The organism is Pseudomonas hefeiensis, from assembly GCF_030687835.1.
Taxonomy (GTDB): Bacteria; Pseudomonadota; Gammaproteobacteria; order Pseudomonadales; family Pseudomonadaceae; genus Aquipseudomonas; species Aquipseudomonas hefeiensis.
Genome location: NZ_CP117449.1, coordinates 389,239 through 407,430 on the forward strand (window position 1 = coordinate 389,239; position 18,192 = coordinate 407,430).

The 18,192-nt window shown below is 55.0% G+C and carries 20 protein-coding genes; 8 read left to right on the plus strand and 12 right to left on the minus strand.

Annotated elements, in window-relative coordinates; genetic code table 11:
* Nucleotides 1-431: 431 nt before the first annotated feature.
* The 4 genes from PSH57_RS01645 (at nt 432) to PSH57_RS01660 (ending at nt 2,186) form a co-directional block, all read left to right on the plus strand.
* Nucleotides 432-722 carry a type II toxin-antitoxin system RelB/DinJ family antitoxin gene (locus PSH57_RS01645; RefSeq protein ID WP_305387423.1) on the plus strand — a complete coding sequence of 97 codons (291 nt, stop codon included), beginning with the start codon at nt 432-434 and terminating at the stop codon, nt 720-722.
* On the plus strand, nt 688-1,002 hold the full coding sequence (locus PSH57_RS01650) for a type II toxin-antitoxin system YafQ family toxin (protein WP_256232344.1): 315 nt from the start codon (nt 688-690) through the stop codon (nt 1,000-1,002). The genes PSH57_RS01645 and PSH57_RS01650 overlap by 35 nt, the downstream gene beginning before the upstream one ends.
* 96 nt (nt 1,003-1,098) lie before the next feature.
* Complete coding sequence (locus PSH57_RS01655; protein WP_305387424.1) at nt 1,099-1,509, plus strand: MbcA/ParS/Xre antitoxin family protein; 411 nt, start codon at nt 1,099-1,101, stop codon at nt 1,507-1,509.
* Nucleotides 1,509-2,186: an RES family NAD+ phosphorylase gene (locus PSH57_RS01660; RefSeq protein ID WP_305387425.1), complete on the plus strand. Its 678-nt coding sequence runs from the start codon at nt 1,509-1,511 to the stop codon at nt 2,184-2,186. The genes PSH57_RS01655 and PSH57_RS01660 overlap by 1 nt, the downstream gene beginning before the upstream one ends.
* 146 nt (nt 2,187-2,332) lie before the next feature.
* Here PSH57_RS01660 and PSH57_RS01665 read toward each other — a convergent pair whose 3' ends face one another.
* Nucleotides 2,333-3,940, minus strand: coding sequence for a methyl-accepting chemotaxis protein (locus PSH57_RS01665; RefSeq protein ID WP_305387427.1), 1,608 nt, complete (start codon nt 3,938-3,940; stop codon nt 2,333-2,335).
* Between the two features lie 233 nt (nt 3,941-4,173).
* Between PSH57_RS01665 and PSH57_RS01670 the strand changes: the two genes are divergently transcribed.
* Nucleotides 4,174-4,710, plus strand: a complete 537-nt coding sequence (locus tag PSH57_RS01670; RefSeq protein ID WP_305390260.1) for a dihydrofolate reductase family protein — start codon at nt 4,174-4,176, stop codon at nt 4,708-4,710.
* A gap of 296 nt (nt 4,711-5,006) precedes the next feature.
* Here the strand turns inward: PSH57_RS01670 and PSH57_RS01675 are convergent, their stop codons facing one another.
* On the minus strand, nt 5,007-5,285 hold the full coding sequence (locus PSH57_RS01675; protein WP_305387428.1) for a DUF3077 domain-containing protein: 279 nt from the start codon (nt 5,283-5,285) through the stop codon (nt 5,007-5,009).
* Nucleotides 5,286-6,440: 1,155 nt separating this feature from the next.
* Between PSH57_RS01675 and PSH57_RS01680 the strand changes: the two genes are divergently transcribed.
* Complete coding sequence (locus PSH57_RS01680) at nt 6,441-7,082, plus strand: BRCT domain-containing protein (protein ID WP_305387430.1); 642 nt, start codon at nt 6,441-6,443, stop codon at nt 7,080-7,082.
* 337 nt (nt 7,083-7,419) lie between these two features.
* On the opposite strand, the gene PSH57_RS01685 is transcribed toward PSH57_RS01680, so the two are convergent.
* Complete coding sequence (locus PSH57_RS01685; RefSeq protein WP_305387431.1) at nt 7,420-7,557, minus strand: hypothetical protein; 138 nt, start codon at nt 7,555-7,557, stop codon at nt 7,420-7,422.
* Nucleotides 7,558-7,703: 146 nt separating this feature from the next.
* On the opposite strand from PSH57_RS01685, the gene PSH57_RS01690 reads away from it, so the two are divergent.
* Nucleotides 7,704-8,603 carry a LysR family transcriptional regulator gene (locus tag PSH57_RS01690; protein WP_305387432.1) on the plus strand — a complete coding sequence of 300 codons (900 nt, stop codon included), beginning with the start codon at nt 7,704-7,706 and terminating at the stop codon, nt 8,601-8,603.
* A 33-nt stretch (nt 8,604-8,636) separates the two neighbouring features.
* Complete coding sequence (locus PSH57_RS01695; protein WP_305387433.1) at nt 8,637-9,494, plus strand: DMT family transporter; 858 nt, start codon at nt 8,637-8,639, stop codon at nt 9,492-9,494.
* Nucleotides 9,495-9,536: 42 nt separating this feature from the next.
* On the opposite strand, the gene PSH57_RS01700 is transcribed toward PSH57_RS01695, so the two are convergent.
* The 9 genes from PSH57_RS01700 to PSH57_RS01740 form a co-directional block, all read right to left on the minus strand.
* On the minus strand, nt 9,537-10,991 hold the full coding sequence (locus PSH57_RS01700) for a glutamine synthetase family protein (protein WP_305387434.1): 1,455 nt from the start codon (nt 10,989-10,991) through the stop codon (nt 9,537-9,539).
* A gap of 24 nt (nt 10,992-11,015) precedes the next feature.
* Nucleotides 11,016-12,194: an aminotransferase class V-fold PLP-dependent enzyme gene (locus tag PSH57_RS01705; protein WP_305387435.1), complete on the minus strand. Its 1,179-nt coding sequence runs from the start codon at nt 12,192-12,194 to the stop codon at nt 11,016-11,018.
* Nucleotides 12,195-12,225: 31 nt separating this feature from the next.
* Nucleotides 12,226-12,675 (minus strand): ester cyclase, encoded by a 450-nt coding sequence (locus tag PSH57_RS01710; RefSeq protein ID WP_305387436.1) that lies wholly within the window; start codon nt 12,673-12,675, stop codon nt 12,226-12,228.
* A gap of 11 nt (nt 12,676-12,686) precedes the next feature.
* Nucleotides 12,687-13,088, minus strand: coding sequence for an adenosylmethionine decarboxylase (speD, locus tag PSH57_RS01715; protein WP_305387437.1), 402 nt, complete (start codon nt 13,086-13,088; stop codon nt 12,687-12,689).
* A gap of 36 nt (nt 13,089-13,124) precedes the next feature.
* The gene (locus tag PSH57_RS01720) at nt 13,125-13,886 is read right to left on the minus strand and encodes a 2OG-Fe dioxygenase family protein (protein ID WP_305387438.1); all 762 of its coding nucleotides are present in this window, start codon (nt 13,884-13,886) and stop codon (nt 13,125-13,127) included.
* Nucleotides 13,887-14,324: 438 nt separating this feature from the next.
* Nucleotides 14,325-14,621 carry a hypothetical protein gene (locus PSH57_RS01725; RefSeq protein WP_305387439.1) on the minus strand — a complete coding sequence of 99 codons (297 nt, stop codon included), beginning with the start codon at nt 14,619-14,621 and terminating at the stop codon, nt 14,325-14,327.
* Complete coding sequence (locus PSH57_RS01730) at nt 14,618-15,598, minus strand: integrase domain-containing protein (RefSeq protein WP_305387440.1); 981 nt, start codon at nt 15,596-15,598, stop codon at nt 14,618-14,620. Before PSH57_RS01730 ends, PSH57_RS01725 begins: the two co-directional genes overlap by 4 nt.
* Nucleotides 15,599-16,494: 896 nt before the next feature.
* A complete protein-coding gene (locus tag PSH57_RS01735) occupies nt 16,495-16,824 on the minus strand; it encodes a hypothetical protein (RefSeq protein WP_305387441.1) in 330 nt (109 codons plus the stop codon).
* A 1-nt stretch (nt 16,825) separates the two neighbouring features.
* Entirely contained in the window at nt 16,826-18,160 is a 1,335-nt protein-coding gene (locus PSH57_RS01740) for a tyrosine-type recombinase/integrase (protein ID WP_305387442.1), read from the minus strand.
* Between the last annotated feature and the right edge of the window lie 32 nt (nt 18,161-18,192).

Below are 18,192 nucleotides of genomic sequence, written 5' to 3' on the forward strand. Positions count from 1 at the left end.
TAAGTGGGCTCGCTATTGTTGTGCACCTGGCCCGGGTCAGGCAGTGCATGCCGGCTATCATCATGTACCTTGCCACGATTGTCGCGGTTTTGTGGCGAAAAGCTCCGGCAGACGATGGTTGGAGCTTATGCGGGATTTGGGGATTTTGCCCAGTTGGTGCTGACCAGGATCAGTTAGCGGGGGCATATGGGGCGGCCTTGCGAAAAATCCTGCACGGATCTCGGAGCACTCTCAGTCTCATGGCTGATCGCTCTGATATTCGCCCTTGGAAACTCATGTTGAAATAGACCCCTTAATGCAGACGATGCCAAACCTGCCTTTTATCCATACAGGCCGCTTATCCACCTGACGTTGACCCATGGCGGCAGTCCTACCACAATGCTCTGAGGTAGCGCCAATGTAGCTACAAAGTTAATGATGAGGTTTATTCCATGGGTGCATTATTGAAAACCACCGACGTGCGTTGCCGCATTGATGAGGAATTGAAGGCCCGTGCCACCGAGGTTTTGAACGCTTGCGGATTGAGTGTTAGCGACGCGATGCGTCTTTTCCTGCGTCAGGTTGTTGAGACTCAGGGGCTTCCATTCGAGGTGCGAGTGCCTTCGGACAAGACCGCCCGGGCCATGATTGAGGCACGGGACATCCGTCAACGATTCAATTCGATAGACGACATGCTGAGAGAGGCTGATGGCGAAACCGGGAGAAAAGCAAAAGCGCGCTGAATTACCGAAGCAATGCGCATATACCTCTGAATTCAAAAAGTCCTGGGAGCGTTACAAAAGGGCAGGGCGGCGCGATATGAATGAAGTGCGGCATGTGATGGTTATGCTTTTTTTGGGTGAGCAGCTACCGAGTGAATACATGGATCATGCATTGACTGGTAACTGGGATGGATTTCGAGAGTGCCATATTGGCGGTGACTTCCTTTTGATTTATGAGCATTCGCGCTCGGACTTGGTTACGTTTGTTGACTTGGGAAGCCATGCCGAGTTGTTCAGATAAGAGGTCGATCGAATCCATTTGCGAATAAAAACTTACGAATGCTCCATATCTGTACTATCCTCTAAGCATCACCCCGCGACAAAGGAGCCCAACCTCATGGCGACTTCCTCCATCACCCTCAACCCACAGCAACAATTGGACTCTCCAGACGCGGGTCGGGTCGCGTTGAAGTTTTTCTTCAACCTCATGGCGTTGTGGGGCTGCAGCGTCGAGCAGCAGCGCACGTTGCTGGGCAAGGTAGGCAACACGACTTTCTATAAGTACAAACAATTACCGGAAAACGTAAGGCTGCCTCACGACACACTGGAGCGCATTTCCTACCTCATGGGTATTCACAAGGCGCTGAGCATCATCTTCAGCAACAGCCGGGACCGCGCTTACCAGTGGGTCAACAGCCCCAATACCGCTGCGCCCTTCAACGGCCAGTCGGCACTGGCCTACATGCTCGCCGGGCGGGTGGTGGACATTGCCGATGTGCGGCGTTATCTCGACGGAGTGCGCGGTTGATGACGCCACGACTGGCGGACCCGCAATGGAAGCGTGCCTACCGGATCGTCAACAGCAGCTTCCCGCCGATTGCGCTATTCGAAGACGTGCTTGATCCCGAGGACCTGCCCACCGCGTATGCCCTGGAAGCACTGACCAACGACCGGCTCATGGAAGAAGCCGGCGTGCTGTCCCGGGTCCGTCCCGAGGACCGCATTTCCGGGCCCGGCTCCTCGCCGGTGATGGCCGCGTTTACCCATATCGGCAAAAGCAGCCGCTTCAGCGATGGCACCTTCGGCGTCTACTACGCCGCCAGCAGCCAGGAAGCCGCCATTGCCGAGACCTGCTACCACCAGGCGCGATTCCTCGGGGCGACCAACGAGCCGGATCTGGAATTGACCATGCGCACGTACGTCAACAAGGTCATCAAGCCGCTGCACGACATCCGCCACGACTACCCGCACCTGCACGACCCGGACCCCACCGCCTACGGTCCGTCCCAGGTGTTCGCCCGGCAACTGCGCGAAACCTTGTCCTGGGGCTTGCTGTACAACAGCGTCCGCCTGTCCGGGCACGAATGCGTGGCGGCGTTTCGCCCTCCGGCGGTTTCGGTTCCGGTGCAGGGCAAGCATATCCGGTACGTCTGGAGCGCCCAGAAGCGGGAGATTTCGTTTGTGTTTGAGGTAAGTGAAGTGTGAGTCAGGCTTTTAGGGTGTTTTATGGCTGGGCAATAATTATTGCCCAGCCATAATTTTCAATAATTCGCGATTATTGAAAGCAGACGCTGCTACACAACCCAGCAGGAGCAAGCGTACTCGCCACAAATGTGAATGCAGCCGATTGATCAAATCTTGAACTGCTGCACCGAAGACTGCATCGACCCCGCCGCATCGTTCAGTTGATCCGCTGTTTGCGTCAGGTTGTGAATCGAGCGGGTGTTCTCGCGGGACTGCTCGGCAATCGACTCCACCCTCTGAGCCATTTCATCGCTGGCTTTGGATTGTTCGGCAATGGTCTGGGAAATTTCCTCCACCACTTCTGCCGCATGCCGGGCACCGGTGCGGATTTCGCTGATGGACACCCCGGCCTGCTGGGCCAGTGAGACGCCTTCGTCCACGCGGCTGACGCAAGCCTGCATGTTCGCCACCGCATCCCGGGCGCTGGTCTGGATGCGTTCGATCATCGCGGTGATTTCCTGGGTGGACTGGGTGGTGCGCGCCGCCAGGTTACGCACCTCATCGGCCACCACCGCAAAACCACGCCCCGCCTCCCCGGCGCGGGCGGCTTCGATGGCGGCGTTGAGCGCCAGCAGGTTGGTTTGCTCGGCGATGCTCTTGATCACCTGAATGATGGAGTGAATGTCTTCGGACGACGCATCCAGCGCGGTGATCTTGCTGGACGACTGATTGACCACTTCGGCGATCCTGTTCATGCCCTCCACCACGCCGAGAATCACTTGCCCGCCGCTGCTGGCCAGCTGTTCGGACTGCGCCGAAATCGTCCGGGCGCTGTCGGCGTGCTGATGGATCTGGCTGATGTTGGCCATCATCTGCTCCATGCTCGCCGCCATGCTGGTCGCGCTCTGAGCCTGATGATCGGCGCTGGACACAATTTGCCGCGCCGTATCGCCCAGCACGCGCGACGTGCCATGCAACTCGTCACTCTGGCTGCGGATCGTGGCGATCATCTGCCGCAAATTGACCTGCATCTGCTCGATCACACCTTGCAACTGACCCAGCTCATCCTTGCTTTGAGCCCCCATCGAGCGCTGCAAATCCCCTTGGGAAATCGCCTGGGTGTTGAGGATGATTTTATTCAGCGGCGTAAGCACCGCCTTGAGCAGGCTCCACGACAACAGCGCCAACGCCACGCAGGTGGCCAGCAACGTGAAAACCAGCCAGCGCTCCGACGTTTGAATGCTGTGGTCCTGATGCTCGCGGGTTTCATGGGCCTGGCTCTCGATCAACTCGCTCACCGCCTCGTTACGCTCCTCCAGCGCCGAAAACGCACCGTCGAACTCCGTCCGCAACGCCCGGCCGTCCTGGGCGCCAGCCAGCGCCTTATCGATCACCTGCTGCGCCGACGCGATATAACTTTCGACTTGTGGTTTCAACTCGGTAACGGCCTGGGCGATCGCTTGCGGCAACTGGGCCTCGGCATTCTCGGCGATGACCTTGCGCATCCGTTGCGCATGCTCATCGAACGCCTCTTTCACCTCCTTGGCTCCCGCGGCATCCCCCGGCGCCACCAGCAAAGCGGCCAACACATCACCACGAATGGCGTCGTGCATCATGTCCGCCTCCATGTGCTTGCGCATCGCCGAAATACTGGTCTCACTGCGTGCCAGGGCGCTGGTCATGCTGATATAGCCCCACAAGCCGATACCGCCGAGCACTAGGGCAAAGAAAAGGCTGATCAACCCCGAGCCTATGATCTTGGTCCTGATCTTCATCGCCTACTACTCCAGAGGGGACGGGATTTCAGGGCAAGTGTAGTTGAGGGCCGGCGGAGCGCTCGGAGGTTCGCTTTGATTGCTTCGGGCGCTCACGCCCGCTTGCCGATAACGCCAACGACCGACGGGCCCGAAGACAAGCGATGGGAGCGATTGCACAATGGATGATCAATGCCAGCAGGTGTTTCTCGACGCCGGGCATCGAAATACCCCGTATGAATAAGGAGATCCTGATGGCCACTGCACATGTTTTCATCGCCACCAGCCTGGATGGCTTCATCGCCAGGCCCGACGGTGACATCGACTGGCATTTACAGCGCGATGATCAAACCGAGGACCATGGCTACTCAGACTTCATCGCTGACAAGGACGTGATCGTGATGGGACGCGGAACCTATGAGAAGGTTCGGACCTTCGACACCTGGTTCTACGAGCGCCCCGTGGTGGTGCTGTCTGAAAGCCTGTTGGATGCGCCAGTGCCCGAGGCGCTGAAGGGCAAGCTCCGGTTCTCTAGCCTCGCGCCCAAGGACGTGATGGAGGAACTGACGAGACAAGGCGTACGTCGGGTCTATGTCGATGGCGGACAGGTGGTGCAGTCATTCCTGCGCGATGGATTAATCACCGACATGGTGATTACCACTGTACCTGTGCTGATCGGCTCCGGAAGGCCATTGTTCGGGGCTCTTGGGCAGGACGTAGATCTGAAACTGGTATCCAGCCGCTGGTTTGCTTCGGGGTTGGTGCAGTCTACCTATCGCTTGGCGACATGATGCGCTTGCGTGGGTATTGGGCCCGCAGCGCCAGAGCGTTCTTGTAGGAAACGGGGGACAGACCATGGTTGATTTGGTGTCCGCCTATTCATTACTGCCAGTAATCGTGCTCTGTCCGTAGCCCCCGTGGCGAGGGAGTGGCCGCCGCGTCTTCGACGCTGCGCTGTCGCGCAGTGAACCAGGTTCTGTGGCGAGGGGATTTATCCTCGTTGGGCTGCGCAGCGGCCCTTCGTTAATCCGCTCCTGCAAATAAAATTCAATGCTGCCCCCTCGGAGCAGCATTGCCCCCGCAGCTCTTAAGCAGGATGACTCCCCGGCGCCTCCAGCACCTTCACCACGTCATCAATCACCGCTTTGCTCATATCCTGCAAATAACACGACGCCCAGGCGTACCGATCCGTGCTGCGAATCATCGCCGCGTCCTCGGCCAAGAGCTTGGCAACGTGGAGCAGGTCGGAGGCGTGGGACAGGGCTTCGCCGATGGGAATGCCGCTGTTGACGCGGAACAATGGGCGATCGGAGTGGAAGGAGAAGGGGGTTAGGCCTGGGGTTTTGAGGTCTTGCGGGTTTGGCATTGTCTGGCTCCTTGACTTGAAAGAGCTGCCACCGACCTTCTCACAGGTTGGGGTGGCAGCCATGCGCGGGGTGAGAATCCGGCAATCAAGGCAACCGGTAGACCCGAAGGTCTCCCACGCACGGCCGCCATAAAACGACATCGCAGACGAAAAAAAACGCCACGATGGATTATGGGCGCTTTTGCGCCTTGATTGTTTCGGGTTCTCACGCCCGGTCGCTGAATTGGCAGCGACGGTCAGAGAGTAACGGGCGATTGGGAAGGCTGCAATCGTGGCGCGATGCTGGCGGGTGAGGTTTAGGTATTTTTATGGATGGGCAATAATTTACGTCGTTGTGGATGTCACCTGCCAACCACGGGGTAAAGGCAAGCGGTGAGAGTAATCAGCAAGGAATGATGAATGTAAGCATTCCGCAAGATTTGTTCGATTCTGTGCATCAAATGACAGCCGCGGAATCGGCTCGTCTGAGTGAGCGAGTTGAAACAGAGGATAGAGATGATGGAAAAGAATTTATTCGGCCGGCTGGTCGAGAGCATGACGCAAATGGACGAAATTGAGCGAAATAAGCGCCCACCTTCTCGCGTGCACCATTTCGAAGTGGCGAAAGACAAAGCGATTCGTGTCCGAGCTAAGGTCGCGAAATCAGTGAAGCAGTAAATTAATCGTGGTCTGTTCCTGGGAGTCTTACACCAGACACCATTGCTGCTGACGTTTCCAATCATTCGGAAACCCCATGAGTGTCAAATAACCCTGTTTCTGTTGATCCATGATTTCGGTGAGGCGAGACTTCCATTGGCTGTCCGTGTTGATCAAGTCGGTTACATCACATCGTTTTTAACTCAGAAAAAACCCGCACGATTTGAGCATGCTGATCGAGTCAACCTAGGCTTGGCGGGTATTTGGTAGGCATTTTAGGTTGCTGGGGGAGGGCGTCAACGTCCTGATGAGTTGGATTTGTAACCCTGGATACGATGTGGGTGGGGCCATCTGGCAGGAGCCCAGGGATTGTGGATCACTGGGTGTCACTAGCGAGGGGATAGCATCTGGTCGGACAGAGCGAGCTTGCGCATGTATGGCAGAGTGCTAGCTTTATTTGGTGTTGCCGTAAATGATCGCGCTTAGCGCCGAGCCAACACCCTCCAAGGAACGCTCGTAATGGACCTACACAACGAATTCGAAAACAGTAAGTTCTTCCACTGCGCCCGTATTGATCGACGCGCTGCTGACGCATTGGTCGGGCTGGCTGCCGGGATTGCGGCAGATGGTGTTGTGAATACCACTGAAGCGATGTTCCTGAAGCAATGGTTGGAAAGCAATCTGGCGCACCTGAACGATCCGGTGATCAATCTGTTGTATTCGCGTTTGGCGTGCATGCTTCAGGACGATGTTCTGGACCCGGATGAGGCTCTTGAGCTGCTTAATATCCTGCATGGTTTTTCTGGACTGGACATAGAGAGGCCAAAGGTCGGCGGTGCTGTTGCCGTTGCTCCTACGGATCTTCCATTCAACACGCCGGCTCCTGAGTTGGTGTGGGATGGCCGGATGTTTGTGTTTACGGGAGTCATGGCCTTTGGGCCGCGCAAAGATTGCCAGGCGTTAGTCGAAGAACGGGGTGGTTTGATTGGGGGCGGCGTGAGTAAGAAGGTGCATTACCTGGTGGTCGGCAGCGTGGGTAATGAGCAGTGGCGCCACAGTACCTACGGAACGAAGATCATGAAGGCAGTGGAACTGCGGGAGGCGGGGGCTTCGATCGCCATTGTGGGTGAGGATCATTGGCTAAAGGTGTTGTTTGGTTGAGGTTGTTTCGGGCGTGGTGCTTCAGGACGGACAGCTCTCCATCCCGGCCGGCAGAGTGTCGGTGGTGGTGATGGCCTCATCGCGAGCAGGCTCGCTCCCACAGAGTTCCGTGTGGGGACAGAAAGTGGACGTGCAGGAGCAGCAAAGCCCTCGATTTTTTTGCGAGGGCTTCGTTTTGTATGGTGGCACCAGGAGTCGAAGCAAACCATAACCTGCTGATAATTAGTATTTTATAAACGCTATGGGCTCAGGCTTATCTCAAAATCTACCCTTATGATGGCATTGACACCCGCGCTCCGTTGTCCGAGTGCAGCACAAGCGGTTCGCGTAAACACTGCTAGCCGATCACGCTGCGTTGCAGTAGCTCAGCGGTTTTCTCGCCGCTTTCCTCCTCGTAAACCTCCCAGCCCAGGGGCTCAGCGAGGGAAGCAGTCTTGAGTAATGCGGCTTTGCGTTCAGCTGAAAAGTACGGCACGACCAGTCTCTTTTCGCCCCCCCGAGGCGACAACTATCCTGACGCCGGAGTATGATTGCTACGCCAATTGTCAATGTGTATTGTACGGTACATGGTGTCGAGCACTAGCTAACTGCAAACTCAACGATCCAAGGACTGGAGCGACAATGGACTTTAACTACAATAGGGTTCTTGCTTACCTCAAAGTTGCCGAATTCAAATCGTTTTCCCGTGCGGCAGCGCAGCTCAATATTAGTACCAGTATGGTCAGTGTTCACATCAAAGAGCTTGAGCTTTCCCTGGGCACAACCTTAATCAGCAGAACCACTCGGTCGTTGGCCATAACAGAAGCCGGACAGCGTTTCTACGATGACTTTATCGACATCAAACAGAGAATCGACTGCTCAATTGAAACCTTGAAAGGCGAATCAGAGCACGTCTGCGGCGTACTGCGGGTTGTATCACCCAGGGAGTATGGCTCACGTTTTATTGTGCCGATCATCGCCGAATTCTCGAAGTTATATCCTCAGTTAAAAATCGTCCATGATGTCGGCCTGCCGCTTTCCAGTCTTGCCAGTGGAAAACACGACCTAGCTATTTGCCTTGGTAATCTCCAGGATTCGTCATTCAAGTACCGAAAGATATCGGAATTCCAGAGCTATCTGATCGCGAGTCCGGAGTTCACCGAACAACACTCCCTGGAGGACATTAGCTGCCTTAATACCCTGCCGTGGATTACCAACGAAAAATTCTATAAAGAAGGAAAGTGGATTCTAAGAAAAAGTCGGACAGAACAGTTTGTCATAAAACCCACCATTCGCTATGGCTCGAACTCGCTAACGTTAATTCACCGAATGGCACTTTTTTCTCTTGGGATAACCGCCCTGCCAGCCTGGATGATAAAAGACGATATCCAGGCCAACAAACTGATCCGGTTATTTCCAAACTATGAGCTTGCCGTGCTACCCGTTAATGTTCTTTACTCTAGCTGCATAAAATTGCCGTTAAAGGCTCGCCGTTTTATTGATTATCTGGTCGCCAAACTGGGCACCGTTCATCATGGATAACAAGAGCAATGACTGAGTAAAAAAGGATCGCAAATGCATCAAGTAAAACTGTCGTTAATTGGAGCATTATGGATGGTAGCGAGCCTGCTCTCATTCATTGGCATGGCCGTCGCCTCCAGAGAGCTTTCCGTGTTCATGTCGATCTTCGAGATCCTGTTCTTCAGGTCCTTTGTCGGACTGATCATTATTTCTCCGGTTATTTACAAACAGCGCGCTCAACTCAGGCAGGCGCTGGACTTGGGTCTGCAGGTCGGCAGGAATGTGGTTCATTTCGCCGGACAATATGCCTGGACCGTTGGCGTGGCGTCGCTTCCGTTGGTTAAGGTCTTTGCCCTGGAGTTCACCACCCCGATATGGGTTTCCCTGCTGGCATTTTTATTCTTGAAAGAAAGGCTCTCCGCCGCCAGGATGCTCGCCGCCATCGGCGGTTTTATCGGCGTGCTGGTCGTTCTGAGGCCTGGCTTTGACACTATTGAACCCGCAGCGCTTATCGTTCTGCTAGCCGCTGTCGGTTATGCAACGTCCATCATCATGGTAAAAAAACTGACGTTGACCAGCAGCCCCGCCATCATCGTGAGCTGGATGGTGCTTCTACAGTTGCCCTTGGGCTTTGTGCTATCTCTTGCACAATGGCGAACACCTACGCTCGAATGCACCCCATGGATTTTGTTGTTAGGTGTAACGGGTTTAAGCGCGCACTTCGCCATGGCCAAAGCACTGAGCGTCATGGACGCGTCCATTGCCATACCGATTGATTTTTTCAGGGTGCCGCTCATTGCCGTGGTGGGATTTTTTCTCTATGGCGAGAGCCTTGAAATCTGGGTATTAGTCGGAGCCTTGATTATTTTCGCCTCAAATTATCTGGCCTTCCGGATCGAGCAAAAGAACTAAGTATCCCGACAAGAGTACTCGCCCATGTCGGGGACAAGGCTGTTAGGGCGTGTGATCCAAGTAGGTGTCGAAATCCCAGCGGGTGACGGTGGCTAGGAACTCATCCCACTCATTCATTTTTATCTTGCGGAACAAATTACTCATGTCGCCGGGAAGGGCTGATAACACCACGGGGTCGTTATCTAGTGCTTCCAACGCTTGCCCGAGGTTTCGGGGGACGAAGGCCGTAGCAGCGGGATGATCCGAATAGCTGTCAGCGTCCGTTGCCGGGCCCGGTTCATGTTGGTTGGACAGGCCATCGTCGATTGCCTTCAACAATGCACCAGCCATGAGGTACGGATTGACAATGGCATCGGCGGTTCGGTACTCCACCCGGTCCGGCGCAGAAACTCGAATCGCGCAGGTACGGTTCTGGTAACCCCAATTGGCCCGTACCGGCGCCCAGAAACCGGTTTCCCACAGACGCTTGTAGGAATTGACCGTGGGCGCGGCAATGGCGGTTAAAGCCTTAAGGTGTTTCTGGATGCCGCCAATCGCGTACTTCCCGATATCGGTGAGGCCCGAATCGCTTGCGCTCGGCAGAAACAGGTTATTGCCGCCTTCATAATGGCAATAGACCTCTTCCATTCCATATTTCCGGGCAAACACACCCTCGCGAAACACCTTCCGCCCACCGTCCCATAACGACAAATTAAAGTGGCACCCGGAACCCGATACCCCGGAAAACGGCTTGGGTAGAAAGCATGCCACCAGATCGAACTCTTGCGCGACCTGATGACAGATTTGCCGGTAGGTCATCAGTCGGTCGCAACTGTCGAGCACATCGTCGAAGGCAAAATTAAGCTCCAGTTGACCCGGCGCATCTTCATGATCACCTTGAATCATATCCAGGCCCATGGCCTCGGCATACTCCAGGACTTTCATATACACCGGGCGCAAGGTTTCAAACTGACCGATGTGATAACAGCGCGGATCGGTCACGCCCACGTACTGGTGCTCGCCCTCCAGTTTGCGCAGCCACATCATTTCAGGTTCCATCCCGGCCCGCAGTTGCAGGCCATGACTGGCTTGAAAGGCTTGATGAATAGCCCGCAGGTTACCCCGGCAGTCAGCGTCGAGTCGCTGGCCCGGAAAGTCCCGGTCCCTTGGGTTGCGAAACAGGGTGCAGAACACCCGTGCGACGCGTTTATCCCACGGCAACTGAACCAGCGTCTCAGGTTCAGGGTAGGCCAGCAGTTCCGAGGCGTTGGGTGGATAGCCCAGGTAATTGCCGAATCGATCCAGCGCCACATTCACCGTGGCTCCGTACACCATGGAGAAGCCTTTCTCACAGATCTCGACAAAGTGCTTGGCCGGAATCCCCTTGCCCTGAAGGCGTCCGGTGATGGAGGAAAACTGCATATAAACGTATTGGATACCGTTTTTCTCAATGTATTCCCTGGCCCTGAGCAGGTTGTCTTTTCGCTCCGGCGAGTCCCTGAATACTTCATGCTCCATAGATCCATCCTCCCTTAGCTGAATTCAGTGCCGGCTTAGCAAATAATTTAGTATTTCAGCCGTTTGCTGCAGGTCATCCAGAGACGTGTAGAGCGGATTGAAGGCGATACGCAGCAGATCCGGATAGCGATATTCCGTCACGATATTTTCCGCCATCAAGCTATGGTGCAGCGCCTCGGCGTCCTTGACCTTAAAACCGATATGACCGCTGACGTTGCTGCGCTGAACATCGTGCAAGAGGTTGACTCTCCCTTTGCGCACATGGAGTTCGAGCGCTGCCATGAAGGTATCAAACAGCTCCCGGCTGTCGTGCTCGACAAGCTGTATTCCAGCCTCCAGCAGCAGATCCACGCCCTCCTCCAACGCGACCAGGGAAAAGGTGGTGGGCGTTCCGACCTGCAAGCGCTTGATCCCACTGGCCGGCACGTAATCGTCACTAAAGACAAAGGGGGCGGCATGCCCCAACCACCCTTGAATCGGGTTGCTTAGTCTATTCTGGAGGTCTGTTTTGACGTAAACGAAGGCTGGGGCACCCGGGCCGCCATTCAAGTATTTGTACCCGCAGCCCACCGCCATATCGACACCGCTGCTGTTGAAGTCCAGCGCCATGATGCCCACGCTGTGGGACACGTCCCAGAGCGTCAACGTCCCCAAAGATCTGGCTTTTTCATTGAACAAAGCCATGTCATAGGCTTGCCCCGAGCGATAGTCGACATGGGAAAGCATCAACACAGCAATGGACCGATCAAGGGTATCGACTATTGATGACCGCGGCACGATACGAACTTCGACATCGTGATGGATCAGGCCGACGCTCTTGGCGACGTAGAGATCGGTAGAAAAATTGCTATTGTCCGTCAGTATGACTTTGCGTTGAGGATTGACTGCCAGCGCCGCGTTCAAGAGTTTGAATAGATTGATTGAGGTGCTGTCGCACACCAGAGTCGTGCCCTGGTCAGCGCCTAATAACACCGAAATCTTGTCCCCAATGTTCTCCGGGGCGCTCAGCCACCCGTTTTTCTTCCAGGCGCCTGCCAGGTGCTGACCCCATTGATCGTTGCTGGTGTGCACCAGGCGATCCGCGATTGAGGCGATAGCGGGGCCCAACGAGTTGCCGGCCAAATAAGTGAGGCCCTTGGGCATGACGAACTTCTCACGTCGGTAGGCCTTTTCGGTTGCGCGATACATGTCTTCGTTACCCATGATTACTCCCATGCCCAGGGTTCTATATGGCCTAGATCTTTTTTTTTCGTTCGGCATCAGCCGCCAGGATCGGTTTGATAAAGGTGTCGAAATCCTCTTCATGCCACCAATGGCGCACCAGACCGTTCTCGAAGCCAAAGATGTCTATCCCAGTCAAGCTCACCGGGACGCCTGTGCCCTGAATGCCAAGAATCACTCCCGTATGGGTCCCCTCTGCGACATAACGAGCGGCAAGGAGATTCCCCTGGATGATCACGTCTTCAATGTTGAAGACCACGTCCGGGAACGCCTGATGCCAGTCGGCAGCCATCAACTTATGACCCTCGACATTGCCAGGGAACTGGGGAATGGGGCGATGATCTTCAAAGTCAGGGTGAAAAATCGAATCAACAAAGTTAACATTGCCCTTGTTCCAGACTTCCCCAATCCAGATATTTACATAGGTGTTACGCATTTTTTCTCGAGCGAAATCAATCGACATGATGCAACTCCTTAGAGGATATTTTTACCGCGACGAATCTCATCAACGAGCACTTTCGAAGGTGAGAATGATTGTTTTAATACTTCAACCGCCTTGTGCGGATCGGCATCGCCACACATAAAAATGTCCACCGCGGCATAGTTAAATTCCGGCCAGCTATGGATAGAAATATGGGACTCGGCAAGTACACACACACCGGACACCCCGCCATTGGGCGTAAAGTAATGGAAGTACTGATGCAGCAAGGTCGCTCTGGCAGCCTTGACCCCGGCAACCAATGCTTGACTGACACTCTCGACATTATCGATATTTTGCGCACCATATAAATCAACCAATAGATGTTTACCGGCATAGACACCCAGTTGATCCGACAGTAGATACAAGTTCGCGGCAACACATTCATTGTTTTGCATAATTCCCCCTGAAACAGTAATGAATAGCAGCCAACATTATTCCTTGACCGGATTCAGGGAAAAGCCACAAATGTCCCTGAGCCCAATGCTCGCTTGGTCCTGACAGTGGATGGGCGTGACATCGTGCAAGCCTTTCGCGTCGTCAAACAGCGCGGTTTCAAGGGGGCTCTTCAAGGTGTGCCGTAACCGGACAGTGGCCGTCTGGTCGAAAAACAGGCTCTCGCCGCCCTCTACGTTGTGCCGGTTCACCAGAGTAATGGAGGTGAACTCGTGGCCGTCACGGTGTGGCCCTTCCGGCACGGGATGGCCCGGTGCATCAGGCTGTGCGGTAATCCGGTACAGGTGGATACCAATATCCCATACCCGGGAAACACCCCTGCGCTCGGCAGGCAAGAGCAAGTACATATCGACGATCAGTTGATGCAGAAACGGATTACTGATCGTCGAAAGTTCAAGAGGCTGGTAGATCCGATCGACCCCGCCCGAATAGCCATTGACTGTGGTGGCTTGATAAAAACCTCGCAGCGGTTTCAATGTCAGCGAAATCCACTCGCCTTCGTCTCGAAGCAGCACTTCATTAAAGCGACGCCGACGGTAGGTATCGCCCTCTTTCATATATTCGTCGAGGGGCAAATTATCGAAATCGGTCTGAAACCTCAGAAAGTCTTGGTACAGCGAATCCTGCTTATCCAGGGTATGTTGTTTTAGTGCAACTTGTGAGTGCAAGAACGAGATCGACGGATCAAATATGCCAAGACGAGCGGGCACGACAGCCTTATCAAATACTTTGAGATCCATTTCTGAGTCCTTTGTTGGTCTTATAATTTTATTTGCATAAGCCAGCACTAGAGGCCTTAACCCAAAAACCGGTTATTCACCTCGCTTTTAATACCAAAAAGAATATGCGTTAGTGCACGAGTAATCCTGGCTAACTTACAATTGTTTGGTCAACACCCTTACTCAAAAAAAGCCCACCGACAAAATCATGGGCAGTAAAAACATCACAAAAACAGTGCCTTATGATTTTTCAATAGGATTAAACTGTGTGTTTAATATTTTTGCTCCATGCAAGTACTTATTTGTCAGCTAGCGACCCCCGCATGTTGAGTGTTCTCGCTCCAATAGGCCTTCTAAACAGATTCCCCGATGTTTTGTGATTGCTACGGCGCCCCCGGGCGCCCCATTCCAAATCCTTCAAGATCCAGGTTATTCAAGCGTGTGCCCACCCCCGCGCTTCTATTGCCAGCATTGCACTCGGCCGCGTTTGAAATCCCAAGATTTTCCTAGGCGCAGAGTGATCAGATTTGTGGTCAGCAGGTAGTAATAGCGCGTCGATTCAGTGCGTCGGTTTAGGTGGTGATTCAAAAACCACGCCAGATGTTTTCTCTTCCAAGTCCATGGATTGTCGCGTTGCCAGCGCTCAGCGATTGCTGTTTGGATAGCCTTCGCCTGACGCAGGTGGCGTCGGCGTGTGGTACGTGACCCGGTCAAGACGCCCGCCAGGAACAGGTCCATCTCGAATGCCGTGCTCATGCTCGACCGCCAATGTAAGCGGCCACCACGACGATACGGCCGTGCCCCAACTCATAGCTGATTTGTACTCGGGCCTCCTGATCGAGATGTCGGTTGAGCTGATAGCAATGACCTCCGTTGATGGGCGCGGGATGGTGCGTGATTTGCTCATAGCGTTCGCACGCATAGGCTGTCCGCAATTCGTGGAAGCCTTTGAGGTCGTGCTTATGGATGATGTCCCGCGCGGGGCGGACGACTCCCTGCAAGAAATCGAGGTAGCGTTCGTTCGGTGCAAGTAGGTTGCGGCTACCGTCCGGCGAGACCTTTTCGGCAAACCTCAGTGCGTCACGAATATGATCATCTACCGTAATCCAACGAGGTGCCGACGCGCCTGATCGGCCACCTTTGGTGCCATCCTGGATGTTGATCTTGCCGTACTGTTCGGCCTCACGTTTTAGACGGGGAAGGCCGGCCAAAATCGCCTCGCGTAAACGCATACCGGTGGCTCGCGCTAACTGAGCGATGGCCGCGGCGCGCGCCTGCTGGTTTTCGCAAAGCACCTCTACGATCCGCTTCACCTGTTCGCGGTCTTGGCCTTGCGGCACTGAACGACGAACACTGGTGCGGCGCATTCCCAGCGCCTTGCTCGGGCCCGGCACTTTCACATACTGATCACCGCGAAGCGCGGCCATGGTCCGATTCACACTGGACAACCGGTTTTGCGCAGTGGCGATGGCCAACTCACCTTGTTCAACTTGTTGGCGCAGATGCTCGGCGTAGTCCAGTAAGGTCTGCCAATTAATCTGCCGCGCATCGTTAAACATCGGCCCTTCCTCCGACCGACACCAGCGTACAAACGCCTGCCAGCGATCACTGTGCGCCTTGACCGTGCCGTAATGCCCGCCACCAAACAGATCGCGCAACGCCTGTGGCCCGGCATAACTCAATTGCCGGCCATAGCCAAAATTCCGCCCATCCCGTCTGCCTACCAATGCCATGATCAATCTCCTCTCGAAGCCAAAACCTTTGAAACCTTCCCCACGTCATCCCGCCACGAATGTTGAGTGTTATCAGGGATCAAGGCCCCTGCGACCTGTGAGGGTTGTCCACTAACGCGGGACTGGCGGCTCTTTACGACCGGGAGCTTGGGCATCTCATGATCTGGCCTCCTGAACACTTCCGGAGAAGTGGGCGGGTGGAGGCTGCACTGGCTGACGAGACCAACGCCGCGAGATCCTGAGTCGGGTGAAGGCAGTGATGCGATGACTGGGGCTACCTGACTGTCAGTCAGGTGCAGTCCATTCCTTGGGCTGCGGCGCCATCATCTACATCGCTGTTACGGGTGACTTCGGTGTTTGTCACGCCGATTGTCACGAGGGGGAATGCCGCAAAGCCTTGTACGAGTTGGGCTGCAGCAGCGGTAGGAGCGCCCGTCTCTTTCCGGGGGAAAGAGACGGGCGCAGGTTGGCACAATGAAATGGCCAAGCGGATAGATTGCTGCAGGGCAGCTATGAAAGGGTATGAGTTGCCGCAGTGGGCACACTGATAAAAGTAGGCATCCATCACATAGTTGTGACCGTGCGAGCTGCCGGACGCTAATCGCACTTTGGGCGAACCACCACGGTGTGGCGTAGCCTTAAAGGTTCTGGCTACCTGGGTTGCTGTCAACGACAGCGCTTTGCCAGATCTTTTCTACGCCTGTGGATAATTTGGGTCAAGGCTCGAATTTTCGGGAGCTCTGCGGCTGTGGATGAAATTATCCACCGGTGGAAATCAGTGGTTTTCCACAGACAGTTGCGTGGGCTTTAGATTTTTTAAGTGAGGTCCATCCAAGCAGGGCGGCTTTGCAGCCCTGTTTGGATGGACCCGCGTGGCAGAGCAGATTGCGAGAGTCTTACGGATGTACGCTTGCTTTACTGCGGCACTTTAAAAGCCAAAGCAGTGTTAGCACCGTCGGCCAAAACAACGTGTTGAGAACGTCGTGAGCGCTTGCCTGCCAGCGCCAGTATCCGAAGCTTCCAATATCGTCTCGCCGATCTACCCACTCGCCAGCACACGCGATGATGAAAACAACCAGCCAGCCAAGGTATGGCCTGAATCGTCGGGTGCCAACGATCAACGTTAAATAGACCGCCATGCCCAAATAGACATGCAGCGCGTCTTTTGACAGTCCGGTTGCCGACACAATGGTGAGCTTGATGCTTTGTGCGGTTGAGATATCCATATCAATTCCTCCTCTCTGCGCCAATGCCAGGCTTCGCCTTTATCCGAGTAACGTTATCCCCAATCTGGTTCGCGAATTCGTGTGGAGTGACATGCTCCTGCCGGTTGGCCTCCAGGTACCGGCTCCACCAGTTCATGATCAGCCTGCGCTCCTCGATGAACTCGGCCTTGTGGATGTAAGCGGCGCGGACGTTGTTGCGCTCCTTGTGGCTCATCTGCCGCTCAATGGCTGTCTCCGACCACAATCCTGACTCGATCAGTGCGCTGCAGGCCATCGAACGAAATCCATGCCCGCAGATATCGGTTTTGGTGTCGTATCCCATCGTCCGAAGCGCGTTGTTCACGGTATTTTCGGACATGGGCTTCCAGGGTTTGGCATCCCCTGCGAAGACCAATGCGAATTTACCGGTGAGGGCGTGGATCTGTTCAAGCAGAGTCACCGCTTGCGGCGATAAGGGTACTAAATGGATATCCCCTGCCATCTTCGTACCCCTTGTGGAAAAGGGTACTCCCTCCAACGCGGGTCGAGTGTCCGGTATCTCCCAGGTGCCCCGTTTGAGGTCGAACTCGCTCCAGCGTGCGAAACGCAGTTCGCTGGATCGTACAAACACATGCAGCGACAGCATCACCGTCAGGCGGGTAAGTGCCCGGCCTTTATAGGTGTCGATCCGCTCCTGCAGTTCCGGCAGTCGCGATAAGGGTAGAGCGGGGCGATGCACCACCCGCGGGGCCTTGATCGAGCCTTCGAGGTCGTAAGCAGGGTTTGCGGTGATAAGCCGGAGGCGTTTTGCCTCGCGCATGATGCTCTGCAGGTAGTTTTGTACCCTTAAAGCGACGTCTATCGTTCCGCGCTTCTTGATCGCTTCCAAGGGCTGCATGAGGTCATGGGTGTCGAGGTCGACAATGGCGCGGGCGCCGATCAGCGGGAACACGTGGGTTTTGAGGCGGCTCATCACTGTCTTGGAATGGCCTGGTGCCCACTTGGCCGACATTTCCGTATGCCAGTCGAGCGCAACACTTTCAAAGGTTCGGCCTTTGATTACGGCTTCCGCCTTAGCTTGGTGCTTGGTCTCTATAGGATCAACGCCATCCGCCAGCATCCGCTTCATTTCCAAGCGCTTGCGGCGCGCATCGGCGAGGCCAATGACGGGGTAGTTGCCGAACGAGGTCAGTCCTTCGCGTCCGTCAGGTTTGACGTAACGGAGCCGCCAGCCTTTGCGGCCATTGGGTTGGACTAGGAGGTAGAGGCCATCGCCGTCGAAAAGCTTGTAGGCGCGGTCTGTAGGTTTTGCCAAGCGGCAAGCTGCGTCGGAGAGCGGAGCTGTGGTGCGCGACATAAGGGTACTCCCTTTTATCGAAGTGACCTGTA

Excerpts from the sequence above, each read along its gene's own strand:
- PSH57_RS01720 (WP_305387438.1), bottom strand. The coding sequence starts at position 13,886 with ATGGATCTCAAAGTATTTGATAAGGCTGTCGTGCCCGCTCGTCTTGGC.
- PSH57_RS01675 (WP_305387428.1), bottom strand. The coding sequence starts at position 5,285 with ATGCCAAACCCGCAAGACCTCAAAACCCCAGGCCTAACCCCCTTCTCC.
- PSH57_RS01645 (WP_305387423.1), top strand. The coding sequence starts at position 432 with ATGGGTGCATTATTGAAAACCACCGACGTGCGTTGCCGCATTGATGAG.
- PSH57_RS01665 (WP_305387427.1), bottom strand. The coding sequence starts at position 3,940 with ATGAAGATCAGGACCAAGATCATAGGCTCGGGGTTGATCAGCCTTTTC.
- PSH57_RS01650 (WP_256232344.1), top strand. The coding sequence starts at position 688 with ATGGCGAAACCGGGAGAAAAGCAAAAGCGCGCTGAATTACCGAAGCAA.
- PSH57_RS01655 (WP_305387424.1), top strand. The coding sequence starts at position 1,099 with ATGGCGACTTCCTCCATCACCCTCAACCCACAGCAACAATTGGACTCT.
- PSH57_RS01700 (WP_305387434.1), bottom strand. The coding sequence starts at position 10,991 with ATGGAGCATGAAGTATTCAGGGACTCGCCGGAGCGAAAAGACAACCTG.
- PSH57_RS01725 (WP_305387439.1), bottom strand. The coding sequence starts at position 14,621 with ATGAGCACGGCATTCGAGATGGACCTGTTCCTGGCGGGCGTCTTGACC.
- PSH57_RS01660 (WP_305387425.1), top strand. The coding sequence starts at position 1,509 with ATGACGCCACGACTGGCGGACCCGCAATGGAAGCGTGCCTACCGGATC.
- PSH57_RS01705 (WP_305387435.1), bottom strand. The coding sequence starts at position 12,194 with ATGGGTAACGAAGACATGTATCGCGCAACCGAAAAGGCCTACCGACGT.
- speD (WP_305387437.1), bottom strand. The coding sequence starts at position 13,088 with ATGCAAAACAATGAATGTGTTGCCGCGAACTTGTATCTACTGTCGGAT.
- PSH57_RS01670 (WP_305390260.1), top strand. The coding sequence starts at position 4,174 with ATGGCCACTGCACATGTTTTCATCGCCACCAGCCTGGATGGCTTCATC.
- PSH57_RS01695 (WP_305387433.1), top strand. The coding sequence starts at position 8,637 with ATGCATCAAGTAAAACTGTCGTTAATTGGAGCATTATGGATGGTAGCG.
- PSH57_RS01730 (WP_305387440.1), bottom strand. The coding sequence starts at position 15,598 with ATGGCATTGGTAGGCAGACGGGATGGGCGGAATTTTGGCTATGGCCGG.
- PSH57_RS01710 (WP_305387436.1), bottom strand. The coding sequence starts at position 12,675 with ATGTCGATTGATTTCGCTCGAGAAAAAATGCGTAACACCTATGTAAAT.
- PSH57_RS01735 (WP_305387441.1), bottom strand. The coding sequence starts at position 16,824 with ATGGATATCTCAACCGCACAAAGCATCAAGCTCACCATTGTGTCGGCA.
- PSH57_RS01690 (WP_305387432.1), top strand. The coding sequence starts at position 7,704 with ATGGACTTTAACTACAATAGGGTTCTTGCTTACCTCAAAGTTGCCGAA.
- PSH57_RS01740 (WP_305387442.1), bottom strand. The coding sequence starts at position 18,160 with ATGTCGCGCACCACAGCTCCGCTCTCCGACGCAGCTTGCCGCTTGGCA.
- PSH57_RS01680 (WP_305387430.1), top strand. The coding sequence starts at position 6,441 with ATGGACCTACACAACGAATTCGAAAACAGTAAGTTCTTCCACTGCGCC.